Consider the following 22,828-nt stretch of genomic DNA (forward strand, 5'->3'; position numbering starts at 1 on the left):
GGTTGCGTTTAGGCAATAGTTGGCTAGCATAAACGTTACCAGCATCAAATTTAATGCTCGTGTTAACCCAAGTCACCATAGCGAACCGACAATGAATAGCCGTGCCACTCCAATAACCGTATTGGTTGTTGACGACAATGCCGACAATATTGATATTTTGCGGCAAATTTTGCGTTCTGAGTACAAGGTCAAAGCCGCCAAAAACGGTGAGCTTGCTTTGCTGATCGCCACGACAAAACCCAAGCCTGATTTAATTTTACTCGATGTAATGATGCCTGGCATGGATGGCTATGAAGTTTGCCGACAATTAAAAGCCAATCCGATCACCGCAGCGATTCCGGTGATCTTCGTTACCGCCAAAAGTGAGGAGCAAGACGAGCAAAAGGGGTTGTCTTTAGGTGCCGTTGATTACATTACCAAACCCGTCAGTGTACCTATTGTTCGGGCGCGAGTACGCACTCACTTAGCACTGTATCATCGCCGACAGCAGCTCAATGCTTTGGTTGCTAAGCGCACCCAAGAGTTGGAACACACTCGGCTTGAAATTATTCGCCGCCTAGGGCGTGCCGCTGAATACAAAGACAACGAAACGGGGATGCACGTGGTGCGGATGAGTTATTATGCCAAATTGCTAGCAGAGCAAATAGGCGCCAGTGACGAATGGGTAGAACTGTTGTATAACGCTGCCCCGATGCATGATATCGGCAAAATTGGCATCGCCGACTCAATTTTGATGAAACCCGCCAAACTCGATCATCACGAGCGTCAAGAAATGCAAAAGCACGTTGAATACGGCGCTGATATTATCGGTTTAAACAGCTCTGCGTTACTTACCATGGCAAGAGAGGTGTGTTTGTATCACCATGAAAAGTACGACGGCTCAGGCTACCCGCACGGCATAGCAGGTTCTGCCATTCCGTTAAGTGCGCGTATTATCACAGTAGCTGATGTGTTTGATGCGCTAACCTCAGAGCGGCCCTATAAACAAGCGTGGACTTACCAGCAGGCGATTGACTACCTACAGCAGCATGCAGGATCCATATTCGATCCAGACTTGGTAACTGCCTTTATCGCCTGTGAACAACAAGTCAAACACGTGATGCAGCAATACAACGATGCCCATGAACAACAGCTGTTTGGCAATAAAGTGCCTTAACCACAAACGTCGGCTGATATTGGCACAATCACCACGGCCAGTATTGGCGATGGTTGTGTTTTTTATCAGCACGGTAACAATCGTTTTATCAAACCGACTGTGTTGACCGTTAGTTTGGTGATAATATCGACGCAATACCGCCACCAACAGCCCTAATCGCAAGGCAAATACAGACTTTTCCCTATAAAAACTAAGTTTTTTTAATTTTTTGTAGTTTTTTTTAAATTTCCTATTGAAAAAATATTGGCCACGCCCCACTTACCAATATATCTAAGATGTAATTAAATTTTTTTTCGGAGATCCTCAAGATGGGCAAAATTATTGGTATTGACCTAGGGACAACTAACTCTTGTGTTGCGGTTCTAGACGGCGACAAAGTTAAAGTTATTGAAAACGCAGAAGGCGATCGCACAACCCCTTCAATTATTGCGTACACAGCAGACGGTGAAACGTTAGTTGGTCAACCAGCTAAGCGTCAGGCTGTAACAAACCCTGAAAATACATTATTTGCTATTAAGCGCCTAATTGGTCGTCGCTTTGAAGACAAAGAAGTTCAGCGCGATATTGAAATCATGCCATTTGCTATCAAAAAGGCCGACAATGGCGACGCTTGGGTTGAAGCCAAAGGTCAACTTATGGCACCACCACAAGTATCGGCTGAAGTTCTAAAGAAAATGAAGAAAACAGCAGAAGATTACCTCGGTGAAGAAGTAACCGAAGCTGTTATCACAGTACCTGCATACTTTAACGACTCACAACGTCAAGCAACCAAAGATGCTGGTCGCATCGCTGGTTTAGACGTAAAGCGTATTATCAACGAGCCAACAGCGGCAGCCCTTGCTTACGGTATGGACAAGCAAAAAGGTGATCGCGTTGTAGCCGTATACGACCTTGGTGGTGGTACATTCGATATTTCAATCATCGAAATTGATGAAGTTGAAGGCGAGCACACCTTTGAAGTACTTGCGACTAACGGTGACACTCACTTAGGTGGTGAAGACTTCGATAACCGCTTAATCAACTACCTAGTTGAAGAGTTCAAAAAAGAACAGTCAATTGACTTAACTAAAGATCCACTGGCGATGCAGCGCTTAAAAGAAGCTGCTGAAAAAGCTAAGTGTGAGTTGTCGTCTGCACAACAAACAGATGTTAACTTACCGTACATCACTGCCGATGCAACGGGTCCTAAGCACATGAACATCAAAGTGACTCGCGCTAAGCTAGAGTCATTAGTTGAAGACATGGTTAAAGCCACACTTGAGCCGTTAAAAGTCGCTCTTGCTGACGCAGATTTATCAACCTCAGAAGTGACTGATATTATCCTAGTTGGTGGTCAAACACGTATGCCACTAGTACAAAAAATGGTAACAGACTTCTTTGGTCGCGAGCCGCGTAAAGACGTTAACCCTGACGAAGCGGTAGCTTCTGGTGCAGCGGTACAAGCGGGTGTTCTTGCTGGTGATGTAACCGACGTTCTACTACTAGACGTAACGCCATTGTCATTGGGTATCGAGACCATGGGTGGCGTAATGACCAAGGTTATCGAGAAGAATACGACGATTCCAACCAAGCAATCGCAAACCTTCTCAACGGCGGAAGACAACCAAGCAGCGGTAACTGTACACGTTGTTCAAGGTGAGCGTAAGCAAGCATCACTGAACAAGTCTCTTGGTCAATTTAACCTAGAAGGTATTGATCCAGCGCCACGTGGTGTACCGCAAATCGAAGTGACATTCGACATCGATGCGGACGGTATTCTGCACGTAACAGCGAAAGATAAGAACACAGGCAAAGAGCAGAAGATCACCATTAAGGCATCTTCAGGTCTGTCGGACGATGAAGTAGAGCAAATGGTACGCGATGCAGAAGCAAACGCTGATGCGGATGCGAAATTTGAAGAGCTAGTGAGCGCGCGCAACCAAGCGGATGCGATGGCACACGCTACGCGCACTCAAATCACTGAAGCGGGCGACGACTTGCCAAGCGAAGACAAAGAGAAAATCGAAGCGGCTTTATCTGAACTTGACGCGGCAATCAAAGGCGATGACAAAGACGCGATTGAAGCAAAATCTCAAGCGGTAATGGAAGCATCGGCGAAATTGATGGAAATCGCTCAAGCCAAGGCACAAGCTGCACAAGGTGGCGCAGAGCAAGCTGAGCCGCAAGCAAAACCTGCAGATGACGTTGTTGACGCAGAGTTTGAAGAAGTCAAAGACGACAAAAAATAATTAACCGTACGGTTAATCATTGAGATAGAGCGCTGTTGTCAATTATTGATCTCAGCGCTTTATTGTTTGATCCACAAGCTGAACATTCAGCTGGCCTAAACAGAAGTAAATACAGGTATGTCAAAACGCGATTATTATGAAGTGCTCGGTGTGTCAAAAGACGCAGGAGAGCGCGAAATTAAGAAAGCCTACAAGCGTATGGCGATGAAGTTTCATCCCGATCGCACCAAAGGCGACAAAGACAAAGAAGAGCAGTTTAAGCAAGTCAAAGAAGCTTATGAAGTGCTTAACGACTCGCAAAAGCGTGCAGCCTACGATCAATACGGCCATGCAGCGTTTGAGCAAGGTGGCTTTGGCGGTGGCGGCTTTGGTGGCGGTGGTGCTGACTTTGGCGATATCTTTGGCGACGTATTTGGCGATATTTTTGGTGGTGGCCGAGGTCGAGGTGGCCAGTCACACGCGCGCCGTGGTGCCGATTTACGCTACAACCTAGACATGAGTCTAGAAGAAGCGGTAAAAGGTAAAACAGTCGAACTAAAAGTGCCGACCTACGTAAACTGTGAGCCGTGTGATGGTTCAGGTGCGAAAAAAGGCTCTTCGGCAAGTACCTGTCAAACTTGTCACGGTCACGGCCAAGTGCAAATGCGCCAAGGCATGTTTGCCGTTCAGCAAACCTGTCCAACCTGTTCAGGACGCGGTAAGGTTATCAAAGACCCGTGTACTTCATGTCACGGTCAAGGTCGCGTTAAGAAAACCAAAACCCTATCGGCGAAAATCCCAGCAGGCGTGGACACTGGCGATCGCATTCGCTTAACCGGTGAAGGCGAAGCGGGTGAAATGGGCGCTCCTGCGGGCGATCTTTACGTTCAGGTTAACGTTCGCGATCACGAAATATTCGTCCGTGATGAAAACAACCTTTACTGTGAAGTACCGATTAGCTTTACCAAAGCGGCGTTAGGTGGCGAGATTGAAGTACCGACGCTAGACGGCAAGGTGAAACTGAAAATTCCAAGCGAAACGCAAACCGGAAAAATGTTCCGCATGCGCGGTAAAGGTGTGAAGTCAGTTCGCAGCGCAGTGACGGGTGATTTAATGTGTAAAGTGGTCATTGAAACACCGGTGAATCTAAATAGCGAACAAGTTGAGCTACTAGAGAAGCTGCAGGAAAGCATGGGCGAGGGCGCGGATGCCGCTCGATATCGCCCCAAAGAGCAAGGCTTTTTTGATGGCGTAAAGAAGTTCTTTGACTCATTAAAATAATATCGAAAAGGCTGCAGTGCAGCCTTTTTTTGTTATACATAGTCGCTCAAAATTTTGAAACTATTAGCCGTCATCTAGGTGAAGACCGACAGCTCCTAGGAGGTTCCAGCCAAAAACATACTGGAATGACGGCCAATATTAATAACTCATGTGTAGGCATTATGGCTAGATTAAAACAGCAATACCCAGCCAATGGCTTCTTTGGTATTGGTGTGTTTAACAACAAAGAGCAAGTAAATATCGGCACCTTGTGGCGCAGTGCTTATATTATGGGCGCTGCTTTTATCTTTACCGTTGACAGCAAATATAAAAAGCACACCAGTGATGTGATTAATACCTGGCAGAAGATTCCGTTATTTCACTACCGCGACATGGACGATTTAATCGATCACTTACCTTATGATACGCGTCTTGTTGGCGTCGAGCTCGACGATAGGGCAGTTGATATTGCTACCTATCAACACCCATGCCGATGTGTGTATTTACTGGGTAATGAGCAGTCGGGTTTACCACGCGATGTGATCGCGCGTTGTCACCAGCTGATCAAGCTACCGGGCGAATACAGTTTAAATGTCTCGGTGGCAGGTTCGATAGTCCTCTATGACCGTCAGCTTAAAAAGCCAACGTAAATCGGGCTTAGATACAATTAGTTGAACAATATCACCGTGTTTTTGTCTGTTATAGTAGGTGGTTTGTCAACGTCAAGTTAACCTTAGCACATTAACTTGTGCAAACGAGTTTTGCTACAATATCAATAGCGTAGCGTTTTATCAGCGCACCAGGCCAAGCGTTAGTAAACCTGGTAGCTAGATTGGGGAGAGAGATGAACAAAAAAACGATAACGGCCATGCTTTGGCTGATAGCGAGCCAACCGGCTTTCGCTGAAATCCAAGAGGCTGTGGAAATGATCAATCGCGGTGATTTTATCGGTGCCGTTGAAGAGTTGAAACCGATGGTAGAATTAGGTCACCCCGTTGCTCTTTATCACCAAGCGGGTTTGTACGAAACTGGGCGAGGGGTAGAAAAAAGCGATATTAAAGCGTTTGAATTGTATCAACGCGCGGCCAATCGAGGCATTGCCGAAGCACAGTTCAATTTGGCACAAATGTATTTAGAAGGGCGTGGAACACCGGTTAATAAACGCCAAGGCTTTGAATACACGCGCAGGGCTGCACAAAAAGGTTTGGCTGCCGCACAATACAACTTAGCGTTGATGTATCACCACGGGGTTAACACCAGTCAAAACTTCGTCAAGGCGGCAACGTGGTACGAAGACGCGGCGAAACAAAACTACGCTTTGGCTCAGTTTAATTTAGCTATTTTGTATTACGAGGGTAAGGGCGTTTCCAAGGATATACAGCAGTCTTATATTTGGAATCGCGTAGCGGCGTTTAACGGTTACGGCCCAGCTGAGCAAAGTATGGATATGGACTCTCGGGAGCTATCGCGAGATCAAATAAAGCGCGCTCGCGAACAAGCTGATCAATTGTATTTAAAAATAGCCCCCAAAGAAAACGAATACAAGCCATTTAGTTGGCAACAATAAAGATCTGGTGTGCTGGGTGAACTAGGTTGATATGCGGGCGAAAAAAAAAGCTATAACGGATTGTCGTTATAGCTTTTTTTATGTCGTCTACAGCGCTTAGCTTAAGCGCAATTCGGTGCCTGTCTAGCCTTGACAAAACCCGGTGATCTTAGCGATCAAGCCTGCTGCATCAATGCCCAGCTCTTGGTGGATTTCAGCTTGCGTACCGTGCTTGATAAATTCATCGGGTAAACCGATGTTAAGCATCTTGTTGGCATAACCTTGGGCGAGCATATATTCGTTTACCGCAGAGCCCGCGCCACCGGCAACGGCATTGTCTTCTACCGTAACAATGTAGTCGTGAGAGGCGGCTAAATCATCGATAAGTGTCTTATCGAGTGGCTTGGCAAAGCGCATATCGGCGACGCTGGCATTGATCTCGTCTGCGGCTTGTACGGCCACTTGCAGCATGGTGCCAAACGACAAAATGGCAACGTTTTCACCCTTGCGTTGTACCCGCCCTTTACCAATTTCTATGGTCTGATCAATTGGCTGTAATTCAACGCCGATTGCATTGCCGCGCGGGTAGCGCACGGCAGCAGGTCCATTGTGTTTGTGTCCAGTGGTGAGCATCAAACGGCATTCCGATTCATCGGCAGGACACATGATCACCATATTCGGGATACAACGCATAAAGCTCAAGTCAAATGCGCCTTGATGTGTCGGACCATCGGCACCAACAATACCAGCGCGATCGATAGCAAACAACACCGGTAGGTTTTGAATCGCAACGTCGTGAATTAACTGGTCATAAGCGCGCTGTAAAAAGCTCGAATAAATAGCCACCACCGGGTGGTTGCCACCAATGGCCAAACCCGCTGCAAAAGTTACTGCGTGTTGCTCTGCGATGGCTACGTCAAAGTACTTATCGGGGAAGCGCTGACTAAATTCAACCATACCCGAGCCTTCGCGCATTGCCGGAGTGATTGCGACTAGCTTGTCGTCCTGCTCCGCCATCGCACATAGCCAGTCACCAAAAACCTTAGAGTAGGTGGGCAAACCTGGTGCGCTTTTCGGTAACGATTGGCTGCTCGGATCAAATTTAGGTACCGCGTGATACTTGATTGGATCTTGCTCTGCTTGCTCATAACCTTTACCTTTTTTGGTCACCACATGCAAAATTTGCGGCCCCTTGAGGTGCTGCATATTGCGAATGGTATCGACCAAAGCGTTGACATCGTGACCGTCGATGGGGCCGATGTAGTTAAAGCCCAATTCTTCAAAAAATGTTGACGGTACCACCATACCCTTGATGTGCTCTTCTGCTCGCGACGCCAATTCTTTGATCGGCGGAATAGAGTTTAAAATGCGTTTCGAGCTTTCTTTGAGACCAGTGTATAAACTACCGGAGAGCAATTTGGCTAAGTGTTTGTTTAATGCACCGACGTTTTCTGAAATGCTCATTTCGTTGTCGTTCAACACAATGAGCATATCTTTGTGAATATCGCCACCGTGGTTTAACGCTTCAAACGCCATACCTGCGGTCATTGCGCCATCGCCAATAACAGCAACCGTTTTGCGTCCTTTGCCTTCTTTTTCTGCGGCTACAGTCATGCCCAGTGCGGCTGAAATCGAGGTACTCGAATGACCAACACTGAGTACGTCGTATTCACTTTCTTCACGCCAAGGAAACGGGTGTAGCCCGTCTTTTTGTCGAATACTGTGCAGTTGATCGCGACGCTTGGTCAAAATTTTGTGCCCATAGGCTTGATGACCTACATCCCAAATAAGATTGTCAAACGGGGTGTTATACACGTAATGTAAGGCAACGGTGAGCTCTATCGCACCTAATCCAGAGGCAAAGTGACCACTGCTCTTACTCACCGAGTTGAGTAGGTACTGGCGCAACTCATTGCTGACTTGCTCTAGTTGGTCCTGAGCAAGACTGCGCAATTGATGAGGCTCGTCTATCGTTGCTAGCAATGGGTAATCAGACATTTCTATAGTCATAATAATCAAATATATTTAATGGGCACGTTTAATGATAAACGTTGAAAAATCAGCTAAACCTTGGGTGTCATAAGGTAACGTAGCTAAAGCGCTAAGGGCATTTTCGAACAGCTGTTGTTCTTTTTCAATCGCGCCTTGTAAGCCGAGTAATGCAGGATACGTAGATTTGTTTGCTTGCAGATCAGATCCTGACGGTTTCCCCAACGTCTCGTCGTTACTGGTTATGTCAATAATATCATCGTGAACTTGATATGCGAGGCCGATTTGTTCAGCAAACCGGCGCAACGCACTAGTTGCCTGCGCCGACAACTCGCGACAACAGCTCGCAGGCATCATGATCGATGCGCTCAATAACGCACCGGTTTTTAGCTTGTGGATAGTTTGCAAATGTTCAAGGCTGACTTGCTTGTCGGTCGCCGCTAAATCCATGGCCTGTCCACCGCACATACCGACATAACCGGCGGCACGTGCTAACTGTTGAACAAGTTGCAATTGGCCCTGGGCGTCAATGTGTCTAAATTGATGGTTTGCTATGATATCAAAGGCTAAGCTTTGCAACGCGTCACCGGCTAATATAGCGGTCGCTTCGTCAAATTTGATATGGCACGTGGGCTGCCCACGGCGCAGTTCGTCATCATCCATTGCTGGCAAGTCATCGTGAATCAATGAATAGGCGTGAATACACTCCAATGCGCCGGCGATAGGATCGATGTCGGCCAAATCTAATTGCAACATGTCCGCGGTAATGTAGGCCAAATAAGGGCGCATTCGCTTGCCACCAATCAATAAACCATGGCGCATTGCCGCTAGTAAACGGGGATCGTTACACTCCAGGTTATCTAACTGGTTAGTTAAATACGCATCGATACGTTGTTGATAATCGGCTAGGTTGTGCAACTGCATTAGATTTCTGTGTCGTCACTAGGGTTAAATGGCGCAAGCTGTTGCTCGCCATTTTTGTTGAGTAGTATTTGGATCTTTTGCTCAGCAGTGTCCAGTTTTTTTTGGCTTGCTTGGCTTAACGCCAATCCGCGCTCAAATAATTTCATTGAATCTTCGAGCGACAATTCACCTTGTTCTAATTGAGCTACAATATCTTCTAACTCTGTAATAGACTCTTCAAAGCTTTGATTTTCAGGCTTTTTCACTGTTATCACCGTTATTGCTTCGAGTTTATCCCGAGCTCGTTCATGAATAAACGTTCATTTTAACCTGTATTGCCGAGAAATGGTATAGACTTTAAATACCTACATACATTGGCGAATCGCTTTATCGTTCGTGTATAATACCTCAGTTTTTTTAATCGCTCGGTTTTGATAATGAAATTTATCGTAAAGTTACAACCTGAAATTACCATTAAGTCGCGTCCCGTGCGCAAACGCTTCACCAAAATCTTAGAGTCGAACATCAAAAATGTATTGCGTCGCGTTGACGATAACGTTCGCACTAAGATGAACTGGGACAATATCGAAGTAACCAGTACATCGCAATCTATTGAAAACCGCCTTAAGTTAATTGAAACACTTAAGTGCATTCCCGGCATCACGCATTTTCTCGAAGTGGTTGAATATCCGTTTGAGTCGATGCATGACTGCTTTGAAAAAACCTTAGCAATACACGCTCATACGATTGAAAATAAAAGCTTTTGTGTGCGAGCTAAACGGGTGGGAGAGCATGACTTTAGCTCGCTGCAGCTAGAGCAATACGTCGGTGGCGGGTTGAATCAAAGTGTTGAATCGGCACGAGTACAGTTGAAAAAGCCGGATGTAACCATTCGCATCGAGGTCAATCGAGACAGGCTGTTTATCATCAGTGAGCGTCACCAAGCGTTAGGCGGCTTTCCAATTCCAACTCAAGAAGATGTGTTATCGCTGATGTCTGGCGGATTTGATTCAGGCGTCGCCAGTTATCAAATGATCAAAAAGGGCGCTCGTACCCATTTTTGCTTTTTCAATTTAGGTGGTGCCGCCCATGAATTAGGGGTTAAGCAGGTGAGCTATTACCTGTGGAATAAGTACGGCGCATCGCATAAAGTGAAATTTATTGCCGTTGATTTTGAGCCTGTTGTCGCCGAGATACTTGAGAAAATCGACAACGGTCAAATGGGCGTGGTGTTGAAGCGGATGATGATGCGCGCAGCAACGCTAGTGGCTGATAAAATGGGCATTGAAGCGCTCGTTACCGGAGAAGCCTTGGGGCAGGTGTCAAGCCAAACACTAACCAACCTCGGGGTTATCGACAGAGTAACGGAAAAACTTATTTTGCGCCCGTTAACGGTCTATGACAAGCAAGATATTATTGATATTGCCCGCCAAATTGGTACCGAAGATTTTGCTAAAGTAATGCCGGAGTACTGCGGCGTCATTTCGCAAAAGCCAACCGTGAAAGCGGTGTTGTCAAAAATCGAAGCGGAAGAAGCGAATTTTGACCTAAGTTTAATCGAACGCGTGGTAGAGCAAGCGCGGGTAATGGACGTTCGCGACATCAATGCTGAAACAGAGCAGGAAGTGCAAACCATCCAAGAGGTTGAGATGGTTGCCGATGCCGGTGCCGAGCACGTGGTATTGGATATTCGCAGCCCAGAAGAAGAAGATGCGAAACCGCTCGACCTTGAGCACGTCGAGGTTAAGCACATTCCTTTTTACAAGTTAGCAACGCAGTTTGGTGATTTGGCGCAAGACAAAACCTACTTACTGTATTGTGACCGCGGGGTGATGAGCAAACTACAAGCTTTGTATTTACACGAAAGCGGTTTTGCCAATGTGAAGGTGTACCGCCCACAATAGCGATAATTCATTCTGTACATGATCAGCCGGTGCAACGTATGTTGCGCCGGCTTTTTTGTTACATATTACGAGCAAGCTAGGTGACACCCTCGCCCGTTATCAGGCTATGTGACAGAGCAATGCGGCCCTGTAAACTTTGTTATTTCACGAGATTCAACCTAATCCAGTAGTTAACTGTACACACCCTGTACAGTTAACTACTGGGCTTGTCGTGACATTTTTACTATACTTTGGCGTATCAAGGATAACGATGCGCTAATCAGTACTTAGCTAACGGGACGAGCTCCCAAGCTAGCAAGGATAGGCACGAAAGGGCGCGCAATAGAAATTAGCTCCTATACCTTTAATTGGTGCTAGGGCTTTGCTTGTGTTGGCATAAGCCAGAGCGTTGGCAACCTATTGGCGCGCTCATTTATAACAATAATGTTAGGGTTTAAGATAATGAATAATAAATTTACCAATTTAGCTGGTGCAGTCGCATTGGCTCTCTCTCTTGTTGGTTGTGGCGGTGATAGTGACAACGAAACCAAGGTCGCTTTTTCACTCGGTGTGTCTGATGCACCTGTTGATGGAGCCAAACAGGTTGTCGTCAGTATTGACCAAATCAAACTCATTCCTGTAAATAGCGATGATGGCTCGGATGATAACGGACGCGATACTGTGGTTATCGACACGTTTGATGGTGCGGATATGGTCACTGTTGACTTACTGCAATACACGGGCTCGGATCAATTAACCATTATCAATGAAGATGATGGTATTGAAGTGGCGTTAGGAAGCTATAAGATGGAACTTGTGGTTGATAATAGCCAATCTTGGGTTACCTTAGACGACGATGTTCAATACGATTTAAAAGTACCTAGTACGCGCTTAAAACTCGGTCAGTTTGATGTGGTCTTGGGGGCAACGCAAACGGCAGAAGGTCCAGCGTATACGGTTGAGTTTGATTTGCGTCAGTCGTTGGTGTTGCGCGGAAATGATGCCGCTAAAAATGGCTTTATCGTCAAGCCTCATGGGGTACGTATCACCGCCAGTAGCAGCAGTGGTCATATCGCCGGCGATGTCGATTTGGTAGCGTTAATTAACGAGTCTGAGCTAAGCGGCGTAATGCCAACCTGTACCGGTGAAAGCCATACGGTGTACTTGTACCAAGGCGATCAAACGGGCAATGAGCTAAACCTCATCGACAATATCGACGTCGATGATATCGAATACATTGTGCCAAGTGCTGACGCATTACCAGAAAACCCTGTGTCCCCATTTGCCAGTACAAAAGTTGAAAAGGTCATGGTCGAAGATGACAACGGTACAGCTGGTGAAGTGGTAGAGTATCGCTACCAATTTGGCTTTGTTCCAAACGGTGAAGGCTTTGCTACGGATGTCGATGCCAATGATGCTGTTTACACACTGGCCTTTGCTTGTAATGTATCAGGTGAAGGATACCAAGACGATCCAGTGCAATACGACGGTTTGTTGATCGCCAACCCTGTGGATCAACTCGCGGTGGTTAATGTGCTGACCGGTGAAACCGTGATCAGCAATTTTCCCGTTGCCACTGAAGCCCAATAGAGTGTAAATAGAAGGCAATAGAGCCGCGCTAATTATCAAGCGGCTGTCCTGTTAAATAAAAAGCGCTAAGAACAGAAGCTCTTAGCGCTTTTTTTATGCCTGCTTAGCGTTGGTTTGGTTAAAGAGCGGTTAAGCCCAGTACCTGCTTGCCTTGCTCAAACACGATATCAACCGGAATATTGGCCTTTTCAAGCTTGGCTAAATCATTGGCCAGTTGCTCTCTGATCAAGCCAAGCTCTGTAACCATCTCAGCCACACCTTGATAGTCGCCATCGCCTTGCAAACTTAAAATACGCTCGGATAACGAGTCTATCGCCGCACTCATTTTCGCCATGTCAACGCGATACAAGCCACGGTCATCACGGGTGAATGCTCCCTGGTCGGCAAAGTAATTAAAGCGCACCATATTGGCTTTACCGTGCGCAGAACTTGCGCCAAAGCGCACTGAGCGGAAAATACCAGCCATAAAAGTGGTGTAGTAATCTTCTAGTTGGCCTTCACTGATAACGTCTTTTTCAAGCAGTTGTCGCACCATATACAAACCTAAAATATCGGCTTTACCTTCCTCTAAAGCCGACGCGTGTTCTTTCAGTGCACTGCGCACCGTACCCTTGTCGTTAATGGTGTTTTTAATGCCTAAACCGTGAGCCACTTCGTGAAACATGGTGTTGGCAAAAAACGCATTGAAAGTGATATGTTTACGCTGGTCTTCGGCGATAAGTTGCTCGGCGATAGGTACCAAAATATGGTCAAACTTGGCTTGCATCGCATTTTTTAACTGCAGACGGCGGGTGCCTTTTTCTAATTGCACTTGTTCGTCATTGGGCAAGTTAATGGCAATGGTTTTGCTACCCGCATTGGAGTGACCCGCGTAGTAAATTACGTCATACGCGTTTAAGTCGGCATCTGAACCCGGTGTTTCAGCTTTGTATTTTTTTGCCACCGGTAAGTCTTTTTGTAACTCGGGTAGGTACTGAGCGTACTTGGCCAGTTTTTCACTCCAAGCCATGTCTTTGACTAACACATACGATTCAAATGCGGCGCGATAACCATATAACTGATCTTCATAGGTTTCAATTGGACCGATAACCACGTCAATGGGATTGTTTTTCATATCCATCCAGGCAAAATCAGACGGTTGATAGTTATCGGTGAGAAGCGCCTTAGCACGCATGGTTAAGTAATTGGCAAACTCGTTGTCTTCGGCAAGCGTTGCTGCTTTGTTGAGTAAAGCGGCTGCGCGTTCAAGTGCTTCAGCGTAAGCTTCTGAGTAAGGCTGAGCGTAGAGTTTTCCCTGTTCGTCTCGACGCACCAGTGTATACAAGCCATCTTTACCGTTGAACTGACTTTGCTCAAACTCTTCTTTACTCATGTCGGCTGGGTAAAATTGTGCCCCCATAGGCTTTACGTCGGTCTCAGATAAAAACGGCTTGTCACCGTTTAACCGATCCCAGGGACCGTAGTTAATCTCGGCGAAACGCTGTGCCTTTGCACCGTCAATTGACGCTAAAAATTGGTCTTTATTATCACCGTATGCTTGACGCCAAAAAAGTTCATCCATAATTTTTGAGGCATCGATAAGCAGCGCCAACATTTGCTTTTGGTTATTGCTAAGGTGGCTCAAGTCGGCGTTTAAGGTGACTTGTTTATAAATATCTAAGCGAGATTGTGCTTCTGGTAACAACTGTGCGCTGTGATGTGTTGCAGTGTGCGTATTATCACAGCTAAAAAGTGTTGTCGCTAATGCGATTGCAGCGGTCACTTTCGCCAGTTTCATTGTCTTCTTCAAAATATATTCCCCAAATATAGGTTGTATTAACCCTAAGAGAATAAAAATAATCAACGCGTTTCGCAAGCAACAGTTGATTAAATCCGGCATCGATAACCGAAAACCAATATTGGACTTGAATACAAAGCTTTGTTATTAATGAGTAATACAGCGTATATTTTTTCTGGTGTTAGGCGAGGGCGTATTATGAGACATGTGGTGATTTCGTTTTTAGGCGATGACAAGCCAGGTTTGGTTGAACAGTTAGCGACCATAATTAAACGTCACAAAGGCAATTGGCAAACCAGCAGTATGCGCCATTTGTCGGGGTGCTTTGCCGGTATTTTAGAGGTGATGGTCGCCAAGGAGAATGCACAAGCATTGATTGATGAGCTAAGTGCATTTGATGCGCTTGATATGCATATTAAAGTTGCCGAGCCGGTACTGTATAACGACAAAAAAATAGCCATCGATATTACCGCCAACGACCGCCCCGGTATTATTGGCGATATTTCAGCGGTGATTCACAAGAGCCATGGCAACTTAGTAAAACTGGTAAGCAGTCAAGGCAATGCGCCGCACTTTGGTCAACCTATTTTTAAGGCGTCGCTTTTAGTGGCCATTAATACCGAGCAGCATTTAGCCCAATTAATCGGTGCGCTTGAAGATATCGAAGACGACTTGATTGTTGATGTAAATATCTAAATAAGATAAAAAAAAACGGCTCGCAAATGCGAGCCGTTTTTACTTGCGCGAGGGAGTTTGTTACAACGACAGACCTAGCTTTTTGAATTCTTTTTCTACCACCGATGCTGGTAGCGGAATGTAACCGTCTTTTTCAACGATTTTTTGACCTTGCTTTGACAACACCATTTTTAAGAACTCCGCTTCTTTTGGCGCAAGAGGCTTGTTTGGGTGTTTGTTTACATACACATATAAGTAACGCGATAGAGGGTAGTCGCCCGACACCGCATTTTCCATATTTGCTTCAACGTAGTTTGTACCTTTTTTGCTTAAAGGTAATGCACGTACGCCTGAGGTTTTGTAACCAATACCTGAGTAGCCAATACCGTTAAGTGATGCCGAAACCGACTGTACTACCGATGCTGAACCCGGTTGTTCGTTAACGGTGTTTTTGAAGTCACCTTTGCACAGTGCTTTCTCCTTGAAGTAACCGTAAGTGCCTGATACGGAGTTGCGACCGTATAACTGGATGTCTTTGCCAGTCCAGTCACCCTCTAAGCCAAGTTTGCCCCAACGATTGATATCTTGCTCGCCTTTACATTTGCGATTTGAAGAGAAAATCGCATCGACTTGCTCAATACTAAGACCTTGGATGGGGTTATCTTTATGTACAAATACTGCTAGTGCATCAATTGCTACACGTACCGCAGTCGGCTTGTAGCCAAATTTTTTCTCAAACGCTTGAATTTCTTTTGACTTCATTTTACGGCTCATCGGGCCCATGTTTGACGTCGCTTCAGTCAATGCCGGCGGCGCAGTAGATGAACCAGCCGCTTGAATCTGAATATTAACGCTTGGGTAGGTGCGTTTAAATTCTTCCGCCCAAAACGTCATCATATTGGCAAGAGTATCTGAACCAACAGATGATAAGTTACCTGAAATGCCACTGGTCTTTTTGTATACCGGTAGGTTTTCATCAAGCGCTAGTGCGTTTGAGCTGGTAAGTGATGCCACAGCTAAACCAACACCGGTTAGTAAGCTTTTAAGTTTCATAGTGTATCTCCACAAGAGTAATATCTAAATTGTTAACTTTATCGATGCAAATACTAATGCGTAAGTGTGACACTTTTATGACAATTAACATTTTTTGTTAAGGCCGTATTGATACCTTAGCGCGATCATGAAGTGCTATGTAGAAAGCTAGGGCTATAGTCAAAGTTTGTAGTCAAAGCATGTTTTTTGAGGCTGCTGTGTAAGATTCAAAACACCAATAACACGGGATGCAGTATCCGTCTTACCACTATTGGTATTTCAGTTATTCGAAAACCAACACTTGGGTGAAGTGAGAGCAAATTTGCGGTAAGCGTCACCATTTATCCTGTCGTTATCTGACCGCATTATTCACCACGCGTTGTGTTATCCTCTAAATTGAGGCAAAAGCAGGCTTTGTGAGCGACAGAACAGAGGTCAGCTGTGTAGAGGTAGCCACACTGCCACAGAGCAATGCTGCACGGGATAATCACACACGTAATGCCAATAAACGTTGCCCAAACTCACGTTTATCAATTGCGCATAGCGTTAGGCATCCATCGTTGATGACTTATCAGGGGGGGATATTCTCGCAACAGGTACGTTAAAATTGTCATTAACATGTTATTAACTGTTCATTTTTTTTGTCAAAAATATGACACATTGTCACAAAAGTGTCATAAACTCATGGCACACTAGCGGCAAATAAGGCTGACACCCAAATTATTTGTATTGTTTGTTAAACCAAACCGGTGTGAGCTGATAAAACTATTTTGTTTAATAGGACTAAGACAATGAACTTAACGAAAACAACTATCGCAGTATCTTTATTAGCAGCTATGAGTGCACCAGCAATGGCGAGCAACGACATTAACTTTTACGGTAAAGCAAATGTTGGTTTACAAAGCTCTGATGAAGGTGGTGAAAAAACCACTGAAGTAAAGTCAAATGCATCTCGATTAGGAGTTAATGGTGAACTGGCTGTAAATGATAACCTGTCGGTTGTTTACAAGGCGGAAATGCAGTTAGAGATGGCTGATGACAGCGCTGATAATATCAAAGCGCGTAACCAATACGTTGGTTTAAAAGGCGACTTCGGTACGGTGTTATTAGGTCGTAACGATACCATGTTAAAGCAATCTCAGGGTAAAATTGATTTATTCAGCGATTACGAAGGTGATATTAAAAACCTTTGGAAAGGTGAGAACCGCATGGGTGAAACCTTAACTTACACTACCCCTAAGTTCGGTGATTTTTATGCTGGTATTACCTATGTTGCAGAAGGTGATAAAGACCAAATAAGCAAAAATAACGGTGACGATGGCTTTTCTGCAGCGTTAATGTACGGTGACGCAAAACTTAAGAAATCACAATTTTTTGCTTCGATTGCAATTGATAGTGATATTGAAGGCTATGACAACATGCGAGCAAGTGCACAAACTAAGTTTGGTGCGTTGACGTTAGGCTTGATTGTACATAATCAAGAAGAAGTTGAGTCAGGCAACGAAACCTCGGGTGTTATGGTTAGCGCCGCATATAAGATCAATGACTTTACTTTAAAAGGTCAAGTACAATCAGCAGAAGAAGATTTTGGTGATGATGTAGAGTACATGGCTTACTCAGTGGGTGTTGATTATGCGCTTGCGAAAAACGCTAAATTGTTTGCGTGGGCAACCTCGATTGACAACGATAAGAGCTTAACAGGTGAAGAAGACAGCACCTTTTTATCAACTGGCATTGAATACAAGTTTTAATGTGTTAGTTAATACGCTCTAATAAAAGCCATGCGCTCGCGCATGGCTTTTATTGTTTTAACGTTGGTGTCGAGAGTATCACATTAGTCAAATAAAGTTATAAAAACGTATTGTAAACATAGGATTATATATAAGCACATGATGTTATAGACGGCTTGCCTGAAGCTGGTATAAGCTGTGTAAAAGCGTTATTCGAAAATGTGATGATTTAATGGTGCTTGTCATAAAAGTGTCATATATGGTTGGCAAAATATGCCTACTCGACCTTTTAGACATTATTTTATGTTGGAACCGCTATGGAACGAAGTATTCTCGTTGTTGAAGATGAAACACCCATTCGTGAAATGATCGCGTTTGTACTCGAACAAAATGGCTTTAATCCAGTTGAAGCGAGTGATTATGAGCAGGCGAAATCCTTATTAACCGATCCGCTTCCGGATCTGGTATTACTTGACTGGATGTTACCGGGGGGGAGCGGTTTAAAAATTGCACGTGAAATAAAACAGCAAGATTACACACGTCATATTCCGATTATTATGCTTACTGCGCGGTCGGATGAAGATGATAAAGTAAAGGGGTTTGACGTTGGCGTTGACGATTATGTCACCAAGCCTTTCTCGCCTAAAGAGCTTATTGCGCGCATTAAAGCAGTAATACGTCGCGTTGCACCAACAGCACTAGAAGAAGTCATCGAATGCCATGGACTAACGCTCGACCCTGTTTCACATCGTGTCGCCATTGATGATATACCGATAGAATTAGGACCTACAGAATTTAAGATGCTGCACTTTTTTATGACCCATCCAGAGCGTGTCTACTCTCGAGAGCAACTGTTGGATAATGTCTGGGGCACCAATGTTTATGTTGAAGACCGCACTGTTGATGTACATATTCGTCGTTTGCGAAAATCCATTGCGGGTCGTGGTCACGATGAATTTGTGCAGACGGTAAGAGGTGCAGGTTACCGCTTTTCTACCAAAGTTACATCGCAATAGACAGAGATTAACACGCCTTATGATATATCGCTTTTCGGCGCGACAGTTTTTAGTGAAACAGCTGGTTATTTTTGCTTGCTGTGGTTGGCTAGGTTATCTGTTTGGCTATATGTGGCCCGCACTGTTACTGTGTGCGGCGGTAACCTTAATTCTACATTATCGCGCTTTGATAGGTTTGATACATTGGTTATGGCATAAAAACTTACTCTACCCGCCGGTATCTAAGGGAGTATGGGGACACGTATATGATGGGTTTTATCGCCGTATTAAGGGCTATCGCAAAAAACAAAAAACGTTAAGTAAAACCATTCGTCAATATCGCGATGGCGCCGAAGCTTTGCCAGATGCTGCCGTTGTTTTAGATCTGCACTTTAACATTCGCTGGTCAAACAAGAAAGCCAATCGTTTGCTCAATATTCGCTGGCCTCAGGACTCCGCTCAACGCATCACCAACTTAGTGCGCTCGCCAGAATTAACGCGCTATTTAAAGAAACGAGAATTTAATGAGCCGTGTTCGCTTGTCTCTCCGGATAAGCCGGAGCAACAACTGGAAATGCGTTTTATGCCTTATGGCCAATATCAGTATTTACTGTTAGCTCGAGATGTCAGCCAACTCAAACGAATTGAGAAGATGCGCCGCGACTTTGTTGCTAATGTTTCTCACGAGTTAAAAACGCCGTTAACGGTTATGCGTGGATACGTAGAAATGATGCTCGACGAAGATACTATGCGCCCCCATTGGCAAAAGAGTTTGCAATCAATGGAGATGCAAGTGTCGCGCATGGATCGCCTTGTACAACAGTTATTAGTACTGTCTAAAGTTGAGCTAAATAACCCCGACGATATGGAACAACGCATCAACATTGCCACGATGATTGATAATATTATCACCGAGGTACAGTGGCTTAACCACCAAAAGGCTCACGATATTCGATTAAATATCGATTCGACGTTAGATCTTTTGGGGGTAGAGTCTGAAATTAAAAGCGCGTTCTCTAATTTGATAATCAATGCCATTAATTACACCGATGATAACGGTGTCATAGAAATCCGCTGGAACAGGAAGGGCGATGAGTGCAGGTTTAGCGTTACCGATAATGGCTGTGGTATCGCACCAAGTGATATTTCAAGATTAACGGAACGCTTTTATCGAGTCGATAAATCTCGTTCGCGTGACACTGGTGGCACGGGGTTGGGGTTAGCGATTGTAAAACACGTCGCTAATAACCATAACGGAGAGCTTATTATTGACTCTGAACTTGGCCAAGGTAGCACCTTTGTCATTGTGTTTCCAAGCTCACAAAGTATCGTCGGTTAAAACTTAGCTGGGCATCAATCAAAATAGCGACTAAAAAGTACTGTTGAGCTAAGTTGCTGCCCGATCAGGGCGTAGGTCACGGATGCCTTAAAAAAATAGATATATTGTTGCGTCCATTTTGGTTATTATTTTCCCTCTTATCTTTTCATTCGATAATCACCCTTACCTTGAAATATAGGTTGGTCTAGGAATTTCATCATGTGGTTTAAAAATTTATTTATTTTTGCGTTTACGCGCCCGTTTACCATCACCGAAGAAGAACTTGAAAGTGCCTTGCAAGAGCACGTATTTGCACCCTGTGGTAAAACAGAAATGTCACGCTTTGGTTGGAGTAGCGCGCTAGGCAAACACGGAGATCGTTTGTTGCACCAAGCAAATGGTTGTATTTTATTGAACGCCCGCAAAGAAGAAAAAATATTGCCCGCATCTGTGGTTAAAGAGCAACTTGAAGCAAAAATAGAGCAACTTGAGCACGAGCATAGCCGCAAGGCCACTAAAAAAGAAAAAGAGCAATTCAAAGAAGACATTACCTTTGAATTATTGCCGCGCGCTTTCTCGCGTATCTCCGACACTCAGGGGTATATTTGTGCTGAAAAGAATATTATCGTGGTCAATACCAGCTCGCGCGGTAAAGCCGAAGACTTTTTAGCTTTACTACGCAAGTGTTTAGGCTCATTACCGGTAACGAGTTTTGCCGCTGAGGCTGGCGCTGAAACGATCATGACCAACTGGCTATTAGAGCAGAGCTTACCCGAGCGTTTTGTTATTGGCTTTGAAGGTGAATTAAAGGCGATGGGCGAAGATGCCGCGGTTATTAAGTGTAAAAACCAAGACTTATTATCAGATGAAATCATCGCTCATTTAAATACCGACAAACAAGTGGTTAAAATTGCGTTTGATTATGAACAAGTGTTGAGCTGTATTTTATGCGATGATCTATCGGTTAAACGGGTTAAGTTTCACGACAGCGTATTTGAACAAAACGATGATATAAACAATGACGACATCTTGGTTAAAATCGATGCCGACTTTACCTTGATGACAGGCGAACTAAACAAGTTTATCGAAGATATGTTAGCCCAATTTGAGCTTACAACCGATGCTTATATAGAATCGTAAAAACCGCTGCACAGCGGTATTTTATCGGGCGCAATTACACTTAGTTACAGCTGTTAACTCAATGTGTATTGCGCCTTTTTGTTATCGGCATTAAAATAGCGCCCTTTTATATATCCAGACAATGTTTAGGGTTTTTAGATTATGTTTGTTCCAGAGTTGTTATCTCCAGCCGGTAGCTTAAAAAATATGCGTTATGCATTTGCCTATGGCGCCGATGCGGTATATGCCGGCCAGCCGCGTTACTCGTTGCGAGTGCGCAATAACGAATTTAACCTTGAAAACCTTAAAATCGGTATCGATGAGGCGCACAGCTTAGGTAAAAAGCTGTATGTGGTTAGTAATATTTCACCGCATAACGCCAAATTAAAAACCTATTTACGCGATATCGAACCGGTTGTGGCGATGAAGCCAGACGCGCTGATTATGAGCGATCCTGGTCTTATTATGATGGTGCGCGAAGCGTATCCAGATATGCCAATTCACTTGTCGGTTCAAGCCAATGCGGTTAACTGGGCAACGGTGAAGTTTTGGTATCAACAAGGTGTGGAGCGCGTTATTTTATCGCGCGAATTAAGCCTAGATGAAATCGAAGAAATCCGTATGCAAGTACCGGAAATGGAAATCGAGGTTTTCGTCCACGGTGCGCTGTGTATGGCCTATTCAGGTCGTTGTTTGTTATCTGGATATATCAACAAGCGAGATCCGAACCAAGGGACCTGTACCAACGCCTGCCGTTGGTCGTACAACGCTCACGATGCCAAGGAAAATGAGCACGGTGATATTATTGCAATAGAACCACAGCAACCTATCATTGGTAGCGAACAGCCTGAAATTTGGACGCCAAATGGCAATGCAGATCCAGAGTTTAAGCCAACCGATGAAGTGTTCTTGTTACAAGAGCAGGGGCGTCCTGGTGAATACATGCCGGCGTTTGAAGACGAGCACGGTACCTACATTATGAACTCAAAAGACTTACGCGCGATTGAGCACGTTGAGCGTTTGGTGAAAATGGGCGTACACTCGTTAAAAATTGAAGGTCGCACTAAGTCGTTCTACTACTGTGCTCGTACAGCGCAAATTTACAAGCAAGCGATTGTGGATGCGGTTGAAGGTCGCAGCTTCAACGAGCGCTTAAAGTTAGACTTAGAGCACTTGGCAAGTCGCGGTTATACCGAAGGGTTCTTATCGCGTCACCGCCACGATGGCTTGCAAAACTTTGAATACGGTTACTCAAAATCCGACTCACAACAATTTGTTGGTGAAGTGTTGGGACGCACTGACGATGGTTTGCTGGAAATCGAGGTGAAGAATAAGTTCTTAACGGGTGATGAAATCGAACTGATGACGCCAAAAGGCAATAAGAGCTTTGTACTAGAGTATATGCAAACCCGTAAAGGCGAAGAAATTCACGATGCCAAAGGCTCGGGTTACATTGTACAAATTAAGTGCGATACCGACCTTGATATCGAATATGGTATTATCATGCGCTACTTAAATGACGGTGAAAACACGCGCCACCCATTTGCACAAAACCAAGACGGCGCCAAAGCGGCAAAAGTCTAGTAACAAAAGAGTTTGTTACGCTTTACGTCGTAAGCGAATAGGGCGGTAAATTACTGCCCTAATG

General features: G+C 44.8%; 18 protein-coding genes. 13 read left to right on the top strand and 5 right to left on the bottom strand.

Features of this window, described 5'->3' with window-relative positions; translation table 11 throughout:
- The first annotated feature begins 91 nt into the window (after nt 1-91).
- The 5 genes from ACAY30_RS04470 (at nt 92) to ACAY30_RS04490 (ending at nt 6,190) form a co-directional block, all read left to right on the top strand.
- On the top strand, nt 92-1,156 hold the full coding sequence (locus ACAY30_RS04470) for a two-component system response regulator (protein ID WP_290250638.1): 1,065 nt from the start codon (nt 92-94) through the stop codon (nt 1,154-1,156).
- A 308-nt stretch (nt 1,157-1,464) separates the two neighbouring features.
- Complete coding sequence (dnaK, locus tag ACAY30_RS04475) at nt 1,465-3,384, top strand: molecular chaperone DnaK (protein ID WP_290250637.1); 1,920 nt, start codon at nt 1,465-1,467, stop codon at nt 3,382-3,384.
- A 117-nt stretch (nt 3,385-3,501) separates the two neighbouring features.
- The gene (gene dnaJ, locus ACAY30_RS04480) at nt 3,502-4,644 is read left to right on the top strand and encodes a molecular chaperone DnaJ (RefSeq protein ID WP_290250636.1); all 1,143 of its coding nucleotides are present in this window, start codon (nt 3,502-3,504) and stop codon (nt 4,642-4,644) included.
- Between the two features lie 161 nt (nt 4,645-4,805).
- Nucleotides 4,806-5,273, top strand: a complete 468-nt coding sequence (locus ACAY30_RS04485) for an RNA methyltransferase (protein WP_290250635.1) — start codon at nt 4,806-4,808, stop codon at nt 5,271-5,273.
- Nucleotides 5,274-5,467: 194 nt separating this feature from the next.
- A complete protein-coding gene (locus ACAY30_RS04490) occupies nt 5,468-6,190 on the top strand; it encodes a tetratricopeptide repeat protein (RefSeq protein WP_290250634.1) in 723 nt (240 codons plus the stop codon).
- Nucleotides 6,191-6,313: 123 nt separating this feature from the next.
- Here ACAY30_RS04490 and dxs read toward each other — a convergent pair whose 3' ends face one another.
- Genes dxs through ACAY30_RS04505 form a run of 3 tightly spaced genes read right to left on the bottom strand, consistent with a single transcriptional unit; the run spans nt 6,314 to nt 9,327 of the window.
- Nucleotides 6,314-8,179 (bottom strand): 1-deoxy-D-xylulose-5-phosphate synthase, encoded by a 1,866-nt coding sequence (dxs, locus tag ACAY30_RS04495; protein WP_290250633.1) that lies wholly within the window; start codon nt 8,177-8,179, stop codon nt 6,314-6,316.
- A gap of 15 nt (nt 8,180-8,194) precedes the next feature.
- Nucleotides 8,195-9,082, bottom strand: coding sequence for a (2E,6E)-farnesyl diphosphate synthase (ispA, locus tag ACAY30_RS04500; protein ID WP_290250632.1), 888 nt, complete (start codon nt 9,080-9,082; stop codon nt 8,195-8,197).
- The gene (locus ACAY30_RS04505; protein WP_371190125.1) at nt 9,082-9,327 is read right to left on the bottom strand and encodes an exodeoxyribonuclease VII small subunit; all 246 of its coding nucleotides are present in this window, start codon (nt 9,325-9,327) and stop codon (nt 9,082-9,084) included. The genes ispA and ACAY30_RS04505 overlap by 1 nt, the downstream gene beginning before the upstream one ends.
- Nucleotides 9,328-9,498: 171 nt before the next feature.
- Here ACAY30_RS04505 and thiI point away from each other — a divergent pair, with 171 nt between their 5' ends.
- Entirely contained in the window at nt 9,499-10,965 is a 1,467-nt protein-coding gene (gene thiI / locus ACAY30_RS04510; protein ID WP_290250631.1) for a tRNA uracil 4-sulfurtransferase ThiI, read from the top strand.
- Between the two features lie 441 nt (nt 10,966-11,406).
- Complete coding sequence (locus ACAY30_RS04515) at nt 11,407-12,534, top strand: DUF4382 domain-containing protein (protein ID WP_290250630.1); 1,128 nt, start codon at nt 11,407-11,409, stop codon at nt 12,532-12,534.
- A gap of 118 nt (nt 12,535-12,652) precedes the next feature.
- Here ACAY30_RS04515 and ACAY30_RS04520 read toward each other — a convergent pair whose 3' ends face one another.
- Nucleotides 12,653-14,311 (bottom strand): Zn-dependent hydrolase, encoded by a 1,659-nt coding sequence (locus tag ACAY30_RS04520; RefSeq protein ID WP_290250913.1) that lies wholly within the window; start codon nt 14,309-14,311, stop codon nt 12,653-12,655.
- 198 nt (nt 14,312-14,509) lie between these two features.
- Between ACAY30_RS04520 and ACAY30_RS04525 the strand changes: the two genes are divergently transcribed.
- A complete protein-coding gene (locus ACAY30_RS04525) occupies nt 14,510-15,007 on the top strand; it encodes a glycine cleavage system protein R (RefSeq protein WP_290250629.1) in 498 nt (165 codons plus the stop codon).
- Between the two features lie 60 nt (nt 15,008-15,067).
- Here the strand turns inward: ACAY30_RS04525 and ACAY30_RS04530 are convergent, their stop codons facing one another.
- Nucleotides 15,068-16,039 (bottom strand): PstS family phosphate ABC transporter substrate-binding protein, encoded by a 972-nt coding sequence (locus tag ACAY30_RS04530; RefSeq protein ID WP_290250628.1) that lies wholly within the window; start codon nt 16,037-16,039, stop codon nt 15,068-15,070.
- 770 nt (nt 16,040-16,809) lie between these two features.
- On the opposite strand from ACAY30_RS04530, the gene ACAY30_RS04535 reads away from it, so the two are divergent.
- The 5 genes from ACAY30_RS04535 to yegQ all read left to right on the top strand — a co-directional run bounded on the left by ACAY30_RS04535 (nt 16,810) and on the right by yegQ (nt 22,764).
- Entirely contained in the window at nt 16,810-17,769 is a 960-nt protein-coding gene (locus ACAY30_RS04535; protein ID WP_290250627.1) for a porin, read from the top strand.
- A gap of 296 nt (nt 17,770-18,065) precedes the next feature.
- Nucleotides 18,066-18,764 carry a phosphate regulon transcriptional regulator PhoB gene (gene phoB, locus ACAY30_RS04540; RefSeq protein WP_290250626.1) on the top strand — a complete coding sequence of 233 codons (699 nt, stop codon included), beginning with the start codon at nt 18,066-18,068 and terminating at the stop codon, nt 18,762-18,764.
- Between the two features lie 19 nt (nt 18,765-18,783).
- Nucleotides 18,784-20,082, top strand: a complete 1,299-nt coding sequence (phoR, locus tag ACAY30_RS04545) for a phosphate regulon sensor histidine kinase PhoR (RefSeq protein ID WP_290250625.1) — start codon at nt 18,784-18,786, stop codon at nt 20,080-20,082.
- A gap of 198 nt (nt 20,083-20,280) precedes the next feature.
- Nucleotides 20,281-21,201, top strand: a complete 921-nt coding sequence (rdgC, locus tag ACAY30_RS04550; RefSeq protein ID WP_290250624.1) for a recombination-associated protein RdgC — start codon at nt 20,281-20,283, stop codon at nt 21,199-21,201.
- Nucleotides 21,202-21,342: 141 nt separating this feature from the next.
- Nucleotides 21,343-22,764: a tRNA 5-hydroxyuridine modification protein YegQ gene (gene yegQ, locus ACAY30_RS04555; RefSeq protein WP_290250623.1), complete on the top strand. Its 1,422-nt coding sequence runs from the start codon at nt 21,343-21,345 to the stop codon at nt 22,762-22,764.
- The last annotated feature ends 64 nt before the right edge of the window (nt 22,765-22,828 follow it).

It is taken from the genome of Thalassotalea ponticola (assembly GCF_041379045.1).
Classification (GTDB): Bacteria; Pseudomonadota; Gammaproteobacteria; order Enterobacterales; family Alteromonadaceae; genus Thalassotalea_A; species Thalassotalea_A ponticola.